Source organism: Agaricicola taiwanensis (assembly GCF_014635245.1).
In the GTDB taxonomy this organism is placed as follows: Bacteria; Pseudomonadota; Alphaproteobacteria; order Rhizobiales; family Methylopilaceae; genus Agaricicola; species Agaricicola taiwanensis.
In genome coordinates, this window is record NZ_BMCP01000001.1 from 822,568 (window position 1) to 838,368 (window position 15,801).

The window sequence follows — 15,801 nt, forward strand, 5'->3', positions numbered from 1 at the left end:
GTCAGCCGCCGTTGCTCTGCGTCCAGAGCGCGTGGAGGCCTTCGCGATAGGTGGGATAGGTCAGCGTGACGCCAAGCCGATCGCGAATGCCGCGGTTGGCAACGCGCTTGTTGTCCGCCCAAAACGACTGCGCCATGTCAGACAGTTGCGCCTCTTCGAAAAGCACGGCCGGCGGCGGCTCCAGGCCCATCAACCGGGCGGCATAGGTCACCACGTCCTGCGGCGGAGCCGGTTCGTCATCGGCAACGTTCCAGATGCGTCCGGCCGAAGGATTGAGAAGGGCGGCCGCCACGGCGTCCGCGAGATCGTCCACATGGATGCGGCTGAACACCTGCCCTGGCTTGACGATCCTTTTGGCCGTGCCGGCGCGAAGCTGCATGAGCGTATTGCGCCCGGGGCCATAGATGCCGGGGAGGCGCAATATGATCGCGGTGGCGCCGCTGCCCTCGGCGAAGGCGCGCCACTGGTTCTCGGCCTGGAGGCGGCGATGGCCGCGCGGCCCGTTCGGCTGCGGTTCGGTATCCTCATCGACCCAGGCCCCCAACCGGTCGCCATAGACCCCCGTGGTCGACAGATATCCCACGGCGGCAAGGTTTGGAGAACGGGCGAGCTCCGGGGCGAGGGCTGCGAGCACCGGGTCACTGGCTTCGGCGGGCGGAATGGACGAAACCACATGGGTCACCGGCCGGAGCGCCAGGGAGAGTTCCGCCGAAACACCGGTGCCGTCAAAAAGGTAGGCGTCGAGGCCCCGGGCCCTCAATGCATCGACGTTATCGGCTGATCGCGCCGTGACGATGAGTTTGCCAAAACGGTCCGCATGTCTTTCAGCGATCCGCTCGGCGGCATAGCCGTATCCGAGAAGGAGCAGTGTCGTCATGCCGCGCATTTATCCCACTCTGCCTGAACCCCCACATCGTCCTCTTTGAAACGATGGGCAATGGCGAGAGCCGTAAAATCGTCCCGTGAAAGCAGTCGCGACAGCGCCCAGACCGCAGCCCCCCGCACCAGCGGCGAGGCATCGTTCAGGAGCGGGCGGACTGGGGGCACGAGCTCTGCCAGCCCGGAATTGCCAGCGCCGATCAGCACGTTCCGCAGGAACCGGTCGCGGCCGATCCGCTTCACCGGGCTCTTGCGAAAGAGGGCGCGGAAGGCAGCGTCGTCCAACCGCAGAAGTTCCGCGAGGCGCGGCGCGTCCAGCTCCTGCCGTCCCCGCAAGCGGATCTCGCGGGCTTCCTGAGCGAATTTGTTCCAGGGACAGGCGGCGAGGCAGTCGTCGCAGCCATAGATGCGATTGCCGATGGCGGGGCGGAACTCGTCCGGGATCGGACCCTGATGCTCTATGGTGAGATAGGAAATGCAACGGCGCGCATCGAGCCGGTAGGGCGCGGGAAAGGCATCGGTGGGGCAGGCGGCAAGGCAGGCCCGGCACGAGCCGCAGCGGTTCTGGTCAGGCTCGTCCGTCGGCAGTTCCAGAGTGGTGAAGATCGACCCGAGAAAGAGCCAGGAGCCGAATTCGCGGCTGACGAGGTTGGTATGCTTGCCCTGCCAGCCGAGGCCGGCGGCCTCCGCCAGCGGCTTCTCCATGACCGGCGCCGTATCGACGAAGACCTTCACCTCGGCTTGGCCGGCGTGGGCGAGCCACTGCGCCAGCCGCTTCAGCTTGCCCTTGATGACGTCGTGATAGTCGTCGCCCTGCGCGTAGACGGAGATGTGGCCACGGTCGGCGCGCTCAAGGTTGCCGCGTGGATCGCGTGCCGGGCCGTAATTCTGGCCCAGCATGATGATCGAGCGTGCCTCCGGCCAGAGCACGGCGGGGTTGCCGCGCCATTCGCGCCGCTCGGCAAGCCATGCCATGGTGCCGTGATGGCCCTCGTCCAGAAAGGCCGTCAGCCCGGCGGCGGCGCTGGGGATGGCGTCGGGACGGGTGATGCGGAGGACGTCGAAATCCTCCTCCGCCGCCCGTGCGAGCAGGAGAGCCTTGAGCTTGTCGGGAGCCGGGCGCGCGGCCGTCATGGCGCGCCTCCCGAATGTATGGAGGTCAGAAGTCGGGGTCTGCGTAGCTGTCGGGCGGGGAGATGCCGGCGATCCGATCGGCGAGCAGGGCACGGAAGGACGGGCGCGACTTCACGCGCGCATACCATTCCTTTGCCCGTTGATCCTCGTCCCATGGGGTGTCGCCCAGATAGTCCGTCACCGAAAGATGGGCCGCTGCGGCAAGATCGGCATAGGTCAACCGCTCGCCCGCGAGCCAGTGCCGCCGTCCTACCAGATGGCCGATGTACTGCATATGGTAACGGATGTTGGCGCGCGCAGCCCGGATGCCGGCAGGATTGGGAGGGCCGCCGCCGACATCGGCCGGCATGAAGCGCTTATAGGCCTTCTCATGCACCAGATGCAGCGAGACTTCCTCGAAGAATTTTACGTTGAACCACTCCACCAGCCGGCGCACCTCGATGCGCTCCTGGGGCGCCTCCGGCAGCAGCCGATGCTCGCCGAGCGCTAGCCCGCGCGTCTCATCCAGCCATTCCGCCGCGATACAGGCTCCCGGCACCGCTGACCCCTCGTCCTCCACCAGCACGGGGGTCTGTCCGGCGGGATTGAGAACGAGGAACTCCCTCCGGCGCTCCCAGACCCGCTCTTCGACAAGGTCGTGCTCAACGCCAAGCTCACCAAGGATCAGGCGCACGAAGCGGGAATGCGGGCACAAAGGGTGATGGTATAAAATCGCCATGAATGGATGTCGCCGCGGAAACCGGCCAATGAAGCCTCGATGATACTCGTGAGGTGGCGCGGATCGCCGTCCCCGTATAGAACCGCGCCCGAAGCCGGGCAACCCGAATCGGGCTGCCGTCCCCTGTTCTAAAGGATAAACACCCGTGGACTATGGCCGTATCGTGGAAGCCCTGTTTCTGGGCCTCGTGGAAGGTTTGACCGAATTCATCCCGGTGTCCTCGACCGGGCATCTGCTTCTCCTCACCCATTTCCTGGGCTTCTCGACCAGCGGCAACACCTTCGAGGTTTTGATCCAGCTGGGTGCGATCCTCGCCATCCTCTCGGTCTATGCCGCAAGGCTCACCAATGTGGCCCTTCGGCTCCCGACCGACCCGTCGGCACGCAACTTCGTGATCGGCGTTCTGATCGCCTTCCTGCCGGCAGCCGTGATCGGCGCGTTGGCGCATGACTTCATCAAGACCGTGCTGTTCGAGACGCCGGCCGTGGTGTGCATCGCGCTCATCATCGGCGGGTTTGCCCTGCTCTGGATCGATCGGCGCACCATCGAGCCGCGTCACACCGATGCCATGGCCTATCCCTGGAAGCTCTGCCTCGCCATTGGCTTCTGCCAGGTGCTGGCGATGATCCCCGGCGTCTCGCGCTCCGGCTCCACCATCGGCGGGGCGCTGCTTCTCGGCTGCGACAAGCGCTCGGCGGCGGAGTTCTCGTTCTTCCTTGCCATGCCCACCATGGCCGGCGCCTTCGCCTATGACCTCTATAAAAACCGCGACGTCATCACGGTGGATGATCTGACGGTGATCGCCGCCGGGTTCATCGCAGCCTTCATCGCCGGCGTTTTCGTGGTGCGCTCGCTGCTCGACTTCGTCTCGCGCCACGGTTTCGCGCCTTTCGCCTGGTGGCGCATCCTCGTCGGCACGGTCGGCCTTGCCGCCCTCGTGCTGGTCGGCTGATACGGCCGGAGGCCCTCAGGCCTCTGGCGCACGCTCGAACTGTCCGCTCTTGCGGAAGCGGTAAAGATAGCTCGGCACGATCGCCTCGATAGACGTCGGCGCAACGCCCATGCCTGGCAGGCTGCGCTTCTGCGCGATGGCTTCCGGTGAGACCACATTGTCCTCACGCAAGAGCTCCACCTGATCGACCGTCAGCAATGGCTTGGGCAGCAGCTGCAGCACATGGGCCTTCATCTTGGCGAGGCCGAAAGGCACCGGTACGAGGAAGCGCTTTCGGTAGGTCGTCTTCAACACATAGTCCATCAGCTCCCGGAAGGTCTTCACCTCCGGCCCGCCCAGCTCATAGACGGTGCGTGGCTTCAATCGGCCCTCGACGCCCAAGGTGACGGCGGCCGCCACATCGCCGACGAAGACCGGCTGGAACTTCGTCTCGCCGCCGCCGATGAGCGGCAGGAAGGGCGAGATGCGCGCAAGAGAGGCGAACCGGTTGAAGAAATCGTCCTCCGGCCCGAACACGACCGAAGGGCGCAGGATCACGGCGTTGGGGAAGGCTTCGGCCACACGGGCCTCGCCCTCGGCCTTGGTGCGGGCATAGGATGACGGCGAATTGGCGTCGGCCCCAATGGCCGAGATATGCACCAGGGTGCGCGCGCCCGCCTCACGGGCCGCATCGGCCACCATGCGCGCGCCGAAGGCGTGGACGGCGTCGAAGCTCTGCCGGCCGGACGGCGCCAGGATGCCGACGAGGTTGACCACCGCTTCGGAGCCCTCGGCGGCGCGCAGCACCGAATCACGGTAGCGCAGGTTGGCCTGCACGGCATGGATCTGGCCGACGGCGCCCAGTGGCTGCAAATGGTTGGCAAGGTCCGGCCGCCGCACGGCGACCCGTATCCGCCAGCCGTGCTGCGCCAGAAGGCGCACAACATGGCGGCCGATGAAGCCTGATCCCCCGTAAACCGTGACCAGCCGATCCGATATCGCCGCTCTCATGGTTTTGCCCTCGCGATCTTGGCGTGATGTGTGTCTTGGGCACTGTCCTAATCGACCCACCGCAGGGCGTCCAGAGCGCCGGGGCGCGATGTCGCGCCGCGCCCCTCGTTGACAGGCGTCGAGCCGGGCCTTATGAGGGCGCCAATGCCCAGGTGGCGGAACTGGTAGACGCGCACGGTTCAGGTCCGTGTGGAGCAATCCGTGGAGGTTCGAGTCCTCTCCTGGGCACCAATATCTTTCATAGTTAGACCGGACGCGCCAACGCCGAGTGACACTCCGCGGGGGGCGTAGATGACATTAGCGCTGGCACGTTTTCCAGCTTTGGAACGCGGCTATTTACGCGCCGAGAGTGACAAGCCGGATGAACTGCGCGCCCTCGTCCGCCGTAGTCAGGGAATAGACGCTCTGCTGCTCCACAAGAGCAAGGCCGACATGAGTCGCCTCAGAAGCGCGCGCGGAACCCGGCAGTGCCGTTGACGCTGTAGCTGTCGCCGATGGCTGCGAGGCTGGTGTTCAGGCCCACCTCGCCATAGACGGAGTATTTGTTGTCAGCCCAGTTGTAGCTGCCGCCGAGGCCGAGACCGCCCCACAGCGGCTCGCTCTCTTGGGTAAAGTCGATGGCGGCAACCTTGGTGCGGCTGCCATCGAGGAACTCATAGTAGAGATTGGCAATGCCGTAGACGCTTGAGCGGGCAAGCTGACCGGCACCGTTGCGCCATTCGTTGTCGTAATTTGCCGCAAGGCCAAGACGACTCACGAGGCTGCCGCCACGTTCGGAGGAGACCCTTGCGCCGAAGGCGTCGGTGAAGCTGTCGAAGTCGATGGTTGAATAGGCAAGCTGCGCCTGCGGCGTCAGCGACCAGTGCGGATCAAGCGCAATGCGCTGACCGCTTTCCAGGCTGAAGCCATAACCGAAGCCGTCGTTGCCGTCCGCGAGTGACAGCCGCGCGGTGTCGGAGGCAAGGTCGCTGCTGTACCAGGTCGCTTCCGCCTGAGTATCGACATAGAAGCCTGACGCGCCATACCAGGTCAGCGTACCGCCGAGGCCGTAGCCGGTGGTGTCGATGTCGCCGTCGCCCGAGGGGGACTCGATCTGTGCCGACACGAGGCCGTAGCGCGCCGACAGCGCGCCGATCAGGCGGCCGGCGCCGCTCTCGTGAAGGAGCCGGTCCGCGCCGAACTGCATCTTCCAGGTATCGGCGTTGAAAGAGGCGCCCGACGTGGAATGCTCCGGTTCGAAGTGGGCGTGCGACGCGACCACGCGGCCCCAGATGCCGTTGCCCTCGATCGCCCCGGTCTCGCCGCCGGGTGCGGCGCCCATCCACGAGCGGTTGCCGACACGCTGATGCAGGCTGTCCAGCGTGTTGAAGCGCTGCAGCACACGGGCATAGCTCTCGTAGAGCGGCACGCCGGGCTGGTAGAGGTGACCGGCGGATCCATCGGGAGCCACCAGGGCCGAGCGCAGGTACCAGTCGCCATCGGCCGGCGTTGAGACACCACCCTGATGAAGCCGATAGGCATAGGCGCCCGAGACCACGGCCTGATCGCCCTCGAAGACGTAGTCGCCACGAAGCGCGAAGGTGCCGGTCGAGGCGCCGCCGACATCGACGAGCTTGATGCCCTCAGCCGTCGGTGCGCCGCTGCCGCCGACATTGGTCACGTGGATGTTGCTGTTGCCTGTGCTGTTGCCGGTAACGACCAGCCGGTCCGTGGACGACCCGTCGCCATCAAGCGTCGTGTTCATATAGAGCGTGCCGCCGCTGCCGGCATAATCGCCGTTCACGGTGAGCGTGGTGCCCGGTGCGCCGCCGAAGCGCACGGCGCCACCAGCGTCGAACCCGCCGACGGTCTGGTCGAGGCCGTCCAGATCGAGCGTGCCGCCGGCAGCCACCGCATAGCCTCCCACGGCACTCAACACGTTGGCCCCGCCGGTGCGCCAGATGCCCTGGCGGATGGTCGTCGTACCGGTCTGAAGGCTCGCACTTTGCTGGAGAACCGTTCCGACGCCGATCTTGTCGAGCGACCCGGCGCCCGTGAGGACCCCGGCAAGTGTCAGGCTCGTCGCAGCGTCGGTGTTGATCGCGCCGCCACCGGCAGATGCCGTGAGCGCGCGGGTGGTGGTGAAATTGCTGGTGGTGCGTAGGGTGCCGCCGTCAAACTCCACGGACCCCAATCCGAGATTGGCGTCCTCGGAAATCTGTAGAGTGCCGCCGCTGATGCGGGTTCCGCCGGTATAGCTATTGGCCGCCGTCAGGACGAGGGTGCCGGCATCCGTCTTGTTCAGGCCGGACGCGCCAGTGAGTTCCGAAGCGATCGTGGCCGTCATGGTCGTGCCGCCGGCGGTGCCATCACCGACGCGGATGTCGGACCAGGTAGCGCCAACCAGATTGAGGGCGTCGCCCTCAATGCGATAGCCGTCGGTCATGAACTGCATGCCGGAGGCATTGACCGCGCCGGGGCTGTCATCGACCTCGATCGTGCCGGCTGTGCCCATGAAGATCGCGAAGGCGGAATCCAGAAATCCCGCATTGGGCACGTTATCCGGATCGACCCAATTGTCGTTCCCGCTGAAATCCTGCCAGATGCCATTGCCGCCGTCGGGTGTGCCATCGTTCTTGGGTCCGGCATCGCCGTCCCAATAGCGCAGCGCTAGGCCGGATGTGTTGACGAGATTGACCTGATGGTCGATCGAGGTCTGGACATAGAGGGTCGGGCTGGGGCTGCCGAGCTCGAGAATATTGTTGGCGATGATATCGCCGGAGTAGTTGATGACCCGATAGATGCCGGTGTCGAAGGTGCCGCCGGGCGTGGTGGTCACGTTCAGGGTGCCGTCCAGCGTCAGGTCACCGTTGACGTTGACGAGGTCGTTGAACGCGCCGCCCTCAATATTGGACTGGCCAAAATTGAAATCCAGGATCGAGCCGCCGGAGAGGGTCAGGTCGCCGTCGATCGTGAGCGTGTCAGCCTGTGTGTTGGAGGCGCCCGGCGACAGGATCCCGCCGTCGTCGATGATGACGTCGCCGCCCACCGTGCCCGAGCCGCCGAGCGTGGCTCCACTCCCAGTCGTCGTCAGGCCGTCCGCCGCAGATTGATCGCCGTTGACGAGGAGCGTGCCGGCCGAAATCGTGGTCGCGCCGGCATAGTCGTTGTTGCCGTTCAGGATGAGGGTGCCGAGACCGGTCTTGTCCAATCCTCCGATGCCCGAGATCACGCCGTTGAGGGTGAGGTTCGCGCCGGTGTCGAAGGTGCCGCCTCCGGCATTCAGCCCCACCGCGCGGTTTGAGGTGAAGGCCGCGGTGTTCTCCAGCGTGCCCCCATCGAAAACGAGCGCCCCTGCGGCATTGCCGAGATTGGCATCCGCCGCGACGGAGATAGTGCCATCGTCGATAAGGGTGCCGCCGGCATAGGTATTGGTGCCTGTCAGGGTAAGCTTGCCCGTTCCGGTCTTGGTCAATCCGCCGGCGCCGTCAATCATGCCCGAGAGTGTCAGATCGGCATCGGTCTTGAACGTGCCTCCCGCGGCATTGATGGTCATCGCGCGCGACGTCGTGAAGGCCGCGGTGTTCTCCAGGGTGCCGCCGGAAAAGGTCAGGCGGCCTGAAAGGGCGCCGAGATTGCTGTCCTGCGCCACCGACAGCATGCCGTCGACGATTTCCCAGGGCGTCACCGCCGCCGTGGTGCCGGTGAGCGTCCAGGTGCTGCTGCCGATCTTCTGGTAGCGGCCGAAGCCGCGATAGGTCTGATTGGAAGCGATGAGCGCGGTGTTGAACGTCTCATTCGTGGTGCCGCCCAGGGCGAGCGTATCGGTGGCGGTGGCCGTGACAAGGCCGTTGATGGTCGAGCCGGCCCGCAATTCGAGCGTGTTGCCGCCATTGGTCAGTTGAATGGCGATGGCATTCTGGACGCCGTTGCTCGCAAGCCCGCCGTCGACCATGCCCCCGTTGACGATCTTCGCGCCACCCGTGCCGCTGATGCCGATGCCCCCCACGCCTCCCGTGGTGCCGCCCGCGTTGCCGCCCGTGATCGTGCCGAAGTTCTCCAGGGTGCTGTTCGCCGCGGTCGCGCCGAGGCCGCCGCTGCCGCCGCGCGTGGTGTTGGTCTCGATGTTGCCGTCGCCGCCAATGATGGCGCCGTTGTTGACGAAGGTGCCGCCGCCGGCCAGCGCAAGTCCGGTGCCGCCAAGGCCACTGCCTATACCTCCGATATTTCTGCCGATGCCACCCTGGCCACCTGTGATGGTGCCGCTGTTGGCATGGGTGCCGCCGGTCAGGAAGGCGCCGACCCCGCCCGCGCCGGCGAAATGGTTGTCGGCATTCCCCGGCGAATTGAGGATGTCTCCGCCATCGCCACCGGTGATGGTGCCCTGATTGTCGAGCGATCCGCCGGTCATGATGAGGCCCGCTCCACCCGCACCGCCCCCCAAGTTTGTTCCAGAGCCTGAGTTACCTAAGGAATCCGTATAACCACCTTGACCGCCGGTGATTGAACCCGCGGCGCCGTTGACCAACACACTGTCGGTCAGGGACATGCCGGAACCGCCGACGCCTGCGATACGTCCTGCGGGGCTCGTGAGGCTGGTGCTGCCTCCGGCGCCGCCGGTGACGGCCGCGCTATTGTCGATGGAGCCGCCCGTCAGGGAGATCGCGCTGCCTCCGCTGCCATTGCTGTTGGCAGAGGCAGCATTGCCGCCCTCAAATGTGCCGGTGAGCACCATGCTGCCACCGGAAAACGACAAGGGGCTGCCATTGGCTGCGCCCACCGCGACGTCAGGGCCCGACAACGTGAATGCCCCCGCGTCGATCGTCACCGGTTTAGTCAATGCCGGGAAGGCTGCTGGATCGCTGATCGCGATATTACCGGTCAGCGTGATCGTGGCGGTCGGGTCCGCATCCGCGTTGGCGTCGGCGATCCTGTCACGCAGTTCTTGCTCCGTCGAGGCCGTGTAACTGGCGGCCAGTGCCTGCTGACTGGCGAAGACCAATGCGACCGAGGAAGTGGTGACGAAAAGAGCGAACCTTCCTCCGGTCCTTGGCCTACGAGCTGACGAAGTAAAACGAGAAATCGTCAAGCCAGAAACCCCCAACTCACTCCAAGCCAACAAACAAGGCAAGCTATCGCAGAAACAGCACAATTCTGCCGCGATTTGTAGAGTTCAATCCTTGACGAGGCGTGAATTTCCACAGCTCGGGAAGAGCAAGGCGTAGGCAAGATTTGGCGTGAGTCGAATGGCGCCTAAAAGAAAGATTGCTCGCGACTTGGCGGTAGCAGGTAATCGCCTTAGACCGTGTCGAGAGCAGCACTGGCAGTCCGGCCACATGGAACATTGCCGCACCCGTCCGGGTTCTTTCCGCAAGAGACAGCCGGGTGGGAGAATTTCATGTTGAGAGTCCTGGGTATCATCATCCTGATCATCTTTCTGATCGGCCTTGCCGTCGTGTTCGGCATCTTCGACCTGATCTTCTGATCCCGATGAATTTGGCGTCCCGACGCGACAGCTTGCGTCGGGACCGCGTTCATGCCGCGGCGCTGTCCGCCGCCATCTCGCGCACCATGCGGTTGACGCCGGCAAAGTCGAGCTTGCCCGATCCCAGTACCGGCACCGCAGGCACCACGAGCACCTCCGAAGGCACCGTCAGGTCCGCCGCACCCCTGGATTTCGCGAAGACCTGGAAATCGCCTTTCGTCGCGTCCTTCCTCTCCGTCACCATGACGAGGCGCTCGCCCTTGCGCGGATCGGGCACGCTGGCAACGGCCGAAAGAGCATCGGGCCACAGTTCCGCCGCCATGGTCTCGATGGCCGCCAGCGACACCATTTCGCCGGCGATCTTGGCAAAGCGCTTGGCGCGGCCCTTGATGGTGATGAAGCCTTGGGCATCGATGGTGACGATGTCGCCCGTGTCGTGCCAGCCCTCGGCGGGAGGCTCCAGCACGCCCGGATTGTCCGCCTTGAGGTAGCCCAGCATGATGTTGGGCCCGCGCACGTAAAGACGACCGCCCTCATCGACACCGGGCACCGGCTCCAGCCGTGCCTCCATGCCCGGCATCAGGCGGCCGACCGTGCCGAAGCGGTTGAACATCGGCGTGTTGATGGCCAGCACCGGCGCGGTCTCTGTGACGCCGTAGCCCTCCAGGATACGCAGGCCGAACTTTTCCATATAGGTCCGGCGGGTGGACTCCTTGACCGGCTCGGCGCCGGCGAGGATGTAGCGCAGCGATCTCAGGTCATAGGCATGGGCCGCCCGGGCATAGCCCGACAGGAAGGTGTCGGTGCCGAAGAGGATGGTGGCGTTGGAGCCGTAAACCAACTCCGGCACGATCCGGTAGTGCAGCGGGGAGGGATAGAGATAGACCGGCACGCCCGAGACCAGCGGCAGCACCAGGCCGACCGTGAGCCCGAAGGAGTGGAACACTGGCAGCACGTTGAACACCTTGTCGCGGCGGCCGAAGTCGATGCGGGCGGCCGCCTGCGCCGCATTGGCCAGCATGTTGGTGTGGGAGAGCACCACGCCTTTTGGCGTTCCCTCCGATCCCGAGGTGAAGAGGATGGCGGCGCGGTCTTGGCCTTGGGCGGCGGCGATGGGCTTGTCCCAGTTCCACAGCGCCTTCAGCTTGTCCGTCGTGGTGACAGCCTCCCTGACATCCTCGAGGTAAAGAATCTCGACGTTCTCACGCAGCGCCTCGATCAGCCCCTGAAGGCGGCCGCGCTCCACGAAGGCGCGCGAGGTTACGATGGTGCGGATCTCCGCCCCTTTGCAGGACGCCAGGATGTTGGTGGCGCCGGCGGTGAAGTTGATCATGGCCGGCACACGACCCGATGACATCAGCGCCAGCACGGCCACGGCCGCGCCATTGGCATTGGGCAGCATGACGCCGACCGCCTGACCATGCCCTGCGAGATGACCGAGCTTCAGGCCCAGCGCCCGCGCGCCGACGAGGAGCTTGCGGTAGCTGAGCGATCCCGTGACGGGATCCTCCACCGCCGTGCGTCCCTTGCCGTGGATCTTCGCGGCCTCGACGACAGCATCGAAGACGCTGCGGTCGATGGTAGTCGTCTTGAAGATGAGATCGGACATGATCTCATAGAGGGCGGCGCCTGCCGCGTGCCGGCGCTGCTTGCCCTTGAGGCTGTCATCCACCGACAGGGTGACGGGCTCGGTGATGGTGACGCGCACCCTGGGGAACCAGCGGCGGCGGACCTGCTCGCGCGTCAGGCGGGAGAAGATCGTCGCCTCCAGCCCCTCGATGCGCACCGGAACCAGCTTGGCGCCGGATTTCTCCGCGATCATGGCCGCGCCGTCGTAGACCTTCATCAAGCTGCCGGTCACCGTCAGGCGGCCTTCCGGGAAGATGATCAGGCTCTCGCCGTCCTTGACGGCATTGATCAGCGAGCGCGTCGCCAGCGGGCGGGTCGGATCGAGCGGCATGGCCCGTGTCAGCTTGAGGAAAGGCTTCACCCACCAGCGCTGTGCGATGGTGTGGTCGATGGCGAAGACCGGGTCTTTGTCGAGGATCGAGAGGGCAACGGCTGCATCGAGAAAGCTGACGTGGTTCAGCGTGATGATGGCATTGGGCCCGGCTTTCGCGACGTTCTCATGGCCGATCACTTCGAGCCGGTAGAAGGCGCGCAGCAGGATCGAGATAAAGTCGCGCAGAGGATTGGTCGGCAGCACCCTGAAGATCCAGACGGCCGCGCCCAGCGTGGCAAGGCCCACCACCAGGAAAAGCTGCGAGAGACTAAGGCCGGCAGCCTGCAGGACGGCGACGGTCACGGCGCCGCCCACCATGAAGGCCGCCGACAGCACATTGACGGCGGCGATGATGCGCGCCCGCCTTTCAGCCGGCGCCCAGGCCTGGACGGCGGCAAAGGAGGGCACGATGAACACGCCGCCGGCCAGCGCCAGCATGGCGAGGTCGAATCCCACGCGCCAGGCGACGGATGTTGCGAAGAAGCCGGAGATGTCCTGCGCGGGCTGAAGCGCGATGACGCCCGAGATGGCCCAGCCGAGATCGAGCGCGAAGATGGCCATGACCACGGCGGCGACAGGAACGGGCAGCAGCACGATGCGGCCGCTGGAGAGGAACGAGCCGATGCCGGAGCCCACCGCGATGGCGATGGCGAAGAGGCCGAGGTAGGTGGAAACCACCATTTCGGTGCCGCCCATGCCGTTCTTCACAAGCGAGGGCAGCAGCGACATGACAACGGCGCCGATCAGCCAGAACATGCTGACCATGACGCCGAGCCGCCACAGCCGCGTATCGCTCCAGAGGTCTGTGAGGAGGTCGCCTGTGGAGCGGAAGATGTTGCGATCGATCCGGAGATCCGGCGCGGCGGGGCCGGTCTTGGGGATGAACAGGGTCGCGATCCAGCACAGCGCGGCAAAGCCGAGGATGAGCAGGCTGAGGGAGGCCGGATCGCCGCCATCGCGGGAGGCGAGGCCGCCGGCGATGGTGCCGAGCAGGATTGCGATGAAGGTCGCGCCCTCGATCAGCGCGTTGCCGGCCGGCAGTTCCTCGCGTTTCAGATGGTCCGGCAGGATGCCGTATTTGATGGGTCCGAACAGGGCCGAGATCACGCCGAACAGAAACAGTGCCACGAAGAGTACGGGCACCGACTGCAGCGAGAATCCGAGGACGGCGACGCCGGCTGCACCCAGTTCCGCAAGCTTCAGCCGCTGCGCCACGAAGGCCTTGTCGAACCGGTCGGCGAGTTGGCCGCCGAGGCCGGAGAGCAGGAAGAAGGGAGCGATGAAGATGCCGCCGGCAAGCGTGACGAGGGCTTCGCCGTGGCTGCCGCTGAGCTTGTAGAGAATGAGGAAGACCAGCGCATTCTTGAGGAAGTTGTCGTTGAAGGCGGAGAAGAACTGCGCCCAGAACAGCGGGGCGAAACGGCGCTTCATAAGGAGTGTGGTCATGATGTGCTCGCCAGGGTTTGGGAGGACAATTGCATCGTCACGGCAAATCAAACGTTTCTGGCGCGGAAGCGATGCAATTTTGAGGTTGAGAAGCGCTTACCGCTGGACAGTTGAAGTCTAAAACCCTTGAACATCGACGCGCTCCTGATATGAACGATGTTCACGTCTATATCACGTTATGAACGGCGTTCAACAGGAAATATGAACGTCGTTCATGGGAGTATCGATGCGGAGCACTGTTGAACGCCGCGAAAGGCAACGGGAGGCCCTGATCGACGCCGCCGAGGCGGCGATCGCCGCCGAAGGTGCAGCCGGGCTGAAGGCGCGCGAACTGGCGCGGGAGGTGGGCTGCGCCGTGGGCGCGATCTACAACCTTGTGTCTGACATGGATGAGTTGGTTCTGCGGGTCGGCTCCCGCACCCTGGCGCGTCTTGATGAGGCGCTCACCGCCGCCGCGATGGAAGAGCCGCCAGCCTCGCTTGTGGAAGCAAGTGACAGCCTCGTGGCCCTGGCTTTGGCTTACTGCGCCTTCGCCCGAGAAAACCTCCAGCTCTGGCGCATCCTGTTCGAGCATCGCATAGCCGAAGGTGCGGAATTGCCCGATTGGTCTGTGACGGACCAGATGATTCTGTTCCGGCATATTGCCCGGCCGCTGGCACGCCTTGCGCCGGGGATGAGCGAGGCAGAACGCGCGGTTTTCGCCCGCACGCTCTTCTCCGCCGTCCATGGTGTGATCGCCATAGGGCTGGAGGACAAGCTTGTGGCCGTCCCGAGGCGTCAGCTCGAAAGCCAGATCGAGACCCTCGTGCGGCTGATCTGTGCGGGGTTGCAAGCCCGGGGCGAAAAAAATCAGGGCACCTCGGATTAAAGCCGCTGGCGGCTCCGTATATTCAGCATGACATCGCCCAAGGCACCCTTCGACGTCCTCGGCCAACTCGGCGCACTCCGGCGTTACGCCGGATCTCTGACGCGCGACGCCGCCGATGCCGAAGATCTCGTGCACGACACGCTGGTGCGTGCCTATGAGCGGCGCGGCACCTTCCGGCGTGGCGGCAACATCCGCGCCTGGCTGCTCTCCATCCTGCACAACACATTCGTCGACCGCATCCGCAGCCATCGTTCCGCCGCGGCCCGCGAGGAGCAGGCCGGTGTTCTTGCCGACATGGCCGGTGATCCCACGCAGGAGCATTCGGTTCGTCTGACGCAGATCCGTGAGGCGTTCCTTGCCTTGCCGGAGCCGCAGCGGGCGGCGCTGCACCTCGTTGCCATCGAGGGCCTGTCCTATCAGGAGGCGGCCGACGCGCTCGGCATATCCATCGGCACGCTCATGTCCCGGATCGGCCGGGCGCGGGCGGCCTTGCGGCAGATGGAGGAGGGCGGCGCATCCGCCGCAAGACACCTCAGGATCGTCGGAGGACGCGATGACGAAAGCGCTTGATCCCATCACCCCGGCGGATTTCGACTCTTATGTGGACGATCAGCTCGATGTCACCCGCCGCATCGAGGTTGAAGCCTATCTTTCCGCCCGGCCTGACGATGCCGCCAAGGTCATGGCCGACTTGAGGCTGCGCGATGAGCTGCGCCTTGCCACGGCCGGCCCGCACGGGCTGCCGCGCACCCGCATCCAGGTTGCGGCGCGGCGGCTGGAACGCGGGCTCTACCGCGACCGGCTGTTCAGCCGCTTGCAGCGTGCCGCGGCCATCACCGTCTTCATTGCCGCCGGCTGGCTCGCCCATGAGATGGCGGGGCCGCTTTCGGTGACGGAGGTCGTCGCCTCCACGCCCCCTCCGGCCTATGTGGAGGATGCCGCGCGAGCACACGGCACCATGGTGCTGCGCGCCTCCATGCAGTCGCAGCCGGAGGTCACCAACTACGACCCCGAGGAGATCCGTGCCGCCACCGCCATTGTCATGCCGGAGCTGCCGAAGAGCTGGCATGTGCGCGACGTGCAGATCTATCCCTCACGCTTCGGACCCAGCGTCGAACTCGCGGTCGACAGCAAGGACTTCGGCCTGATGTCGCTCTTTGCGGTGCGTCCCGGCACCTTCGACGTCGTCCGCCCGACACAGGCGACCTCCGAAGAGACCTCTTCCGCCTATTTCCAGATCGGCGAGGTGGCCTATGCCCTTGTCGCGGCAGGAAAGACGAAAGACCTGAGCCGCGCCGCAGAGCGGCTCGCCGATACCCTTTATTGAGTGATCCATCCAGGAGATACG

Annotated in this window: 11 protein-coding genes and 1 tRNA gene; 6 read left to right on the forward strand and 6 right to left on the reverse strand. The window is 65.2% G+C overall.

All coding sequences use genetic code 11. The annotated features are described in order from the left end of the window. Position 1: 1 nt before the first annotated feature. From IEV58_RS03885 to IEV58_RS03895, 3 genes are read right to left on the reverse strand one after another with little or no spacing between them, the layout of a single operon-like run. Positions 2–877, reverse strand: coding sequence for an NAD-dependent epimerase/dehydratase family protein (locus tag IEV58_RS03885; protein WP_188408366.1), 876 nt, complete (start codon positions 875–877; stop codon positions 2–4). Next, on the reverse strand, positions 874–2,013 hold the full coding sequence (gene queG / locus IEV58_RS03890) for a tRNA epoxyqueuosine(34) reductase QueG (protein ID WP_188408367.1): 1,140 nt from the start codon (positions 2,011–2,013) through the stop codon (positions 874–876). The genes IEV58_RS03885 and queG overlap by 4 nt, the downstream gene beginning before the upstream one ends. Positions 2,014–2,038: 25 nt before the next feature. Continuing rightward, positions 2,039–2,731: a glutathione S-transferase family protein gene (locus tag IEV58_RS03895; RefSeq protein ID WP_188408368.1), complete on the reverse strand. Its 693-nt coding sequence runs from the start codon at positions 2,729–2,731 to the stop codon at positions 2,039–2,041. Between the two features lie 145 nt (positions 2,732–2,876). Here IEV58_RS03895 and IEV58_RS03900 point away from each other — a divergent pair, with 145 nt between their 5' ends. Beyond that, entirely contained in the window at positions 2,877–3,683 is an 807-nt protein-coding gene (locus IEV58_RS03900) for an undecaprenyl-diphosphate phosphatase (RefSeq protein ID WP_188408369.1), read from the forward strand. 15 nt (positions 3,684–3,698) lie between these two features. Here the strand turns inward: IEV58_RS03900 and IEV58_RS03905 are convergent, their stop codons facing one another. Then, on the reverse strand, positions 3,699–4,673 hold the full coding sequence (locus tag IEV58_RS03905; protein ID WP_188408370.1) for a complex I NDUFA9 subunit family protein: 975 nt from the start codon (positions 4,671–4,673) through the stop codon (positions 3,699–3,701). Between the two features lie 146 nt (positions 4,674–4,819). On the opposite strand from IEV58_RS03905, the gene IEV58_RS03910 reads away from it, so the two are divergent. Beyond that, a tRNA-Leu gene (locus tag IEV58_RS03910) sits at positions 4,820–4,904 on the forward strand. Positions 4,905–5,115: 211 nt separating this feature from the next. On the opposite strand, the gene IEV58_RS03915 is transcribed toward IEV58_RS03910, so the two are convergent. Next, positions 5,116–9,654 (reverse strand): autotransporter outer membrane beta-barrel domain-containing protein, encoded by a 4,539-nt coding sequence (locus IEV58_RS03915; protein ID WP_188408371.1) that lies wholly within the window; start codon positions 9,652–9,654, stop codon positions 5,116–5,118. Positions 9,655–10,050: 396 nt separating this feature from the next. Between IEV58_RS03915 and IEV58_RS18460 the strand changes: the two genes are divergently transcribed. Continuing rightward, on the forward strand, positions 10,051–10,137 hold the full coding sequence (locus IEV58_RS18460) for a small membrane protein YohP (protein WP_443092846.1): 87 nt from the start codon (positions 10,051–10,053) through the stop codon (positions 10,135–10,137). Positions 10,138–10,186: 49 nt separating this feature from the next. Here the strand turns inward: IEV58_RS18460 and IEV58_RS03925 are convergent, their stop codons facing one another. Then, a complete protein-coding gene (locus tag IEV58_RS03925) occupies positions 10,187–13,585 on the reverse strand; it encodes an acyl-[ACP]--phospholipid O-acyltransferase (protein ID WP_229729170.1) in 3,399 nt (1,132 codons plus the stop codon). Between the two features lie 226 nt (positions 13,586–13,811). On the opposite strand from IEV58_RS03925, the gene IEV58_RS03930 reads away from it, so the two are divergent. The 3 genes from IEV58_RS03930 to IEV58_RS03940 are packed head-to-tail and all read left to right on the forward strand — an operon-like array spanning position 13,812 to position 15,780. After that, positions 13,812–14,453, forward strand: a complete 642-nt coding sequence (locus IEV58_RS03930) for a TetR/AcrR family transcriptional regulator (protein WP_188408372.1) — start codon at positions 13,812–13,814, stop codon at positions 14,451–14,453. 27 nt (positions 14,454–14,480) lie between these two features. After that, on the forward strand, positions 14,481–15,023 hold the full coding sequence (locus IEV58_RS03935; RefSeq protein ID WP_188408373.1) for a sigma-70 family RNA polymerase sigma factor: 543 nt from the start codon (positions 14,481–14,483) through the stop codon (positions 15,021–15,023). Further along, positions 15,007–15,780 (forward strand): anti-sigma factor family protein, encoded by a 774-nt coding sequence (locus IEV58_RS03940; RefSeq protein ID WP_188408374.1) that lies wholly within the window; start codon positions 15,007–15,009, stop codon positions 15,778–15,780. Before IEV58_RS03935 ends, IEV58_RS03940 begins: the two co-directional genes overlap by 17 nt. The last annotated feature ends 21 nt before the right edge of the window (positions 15,781–15,801 follow it).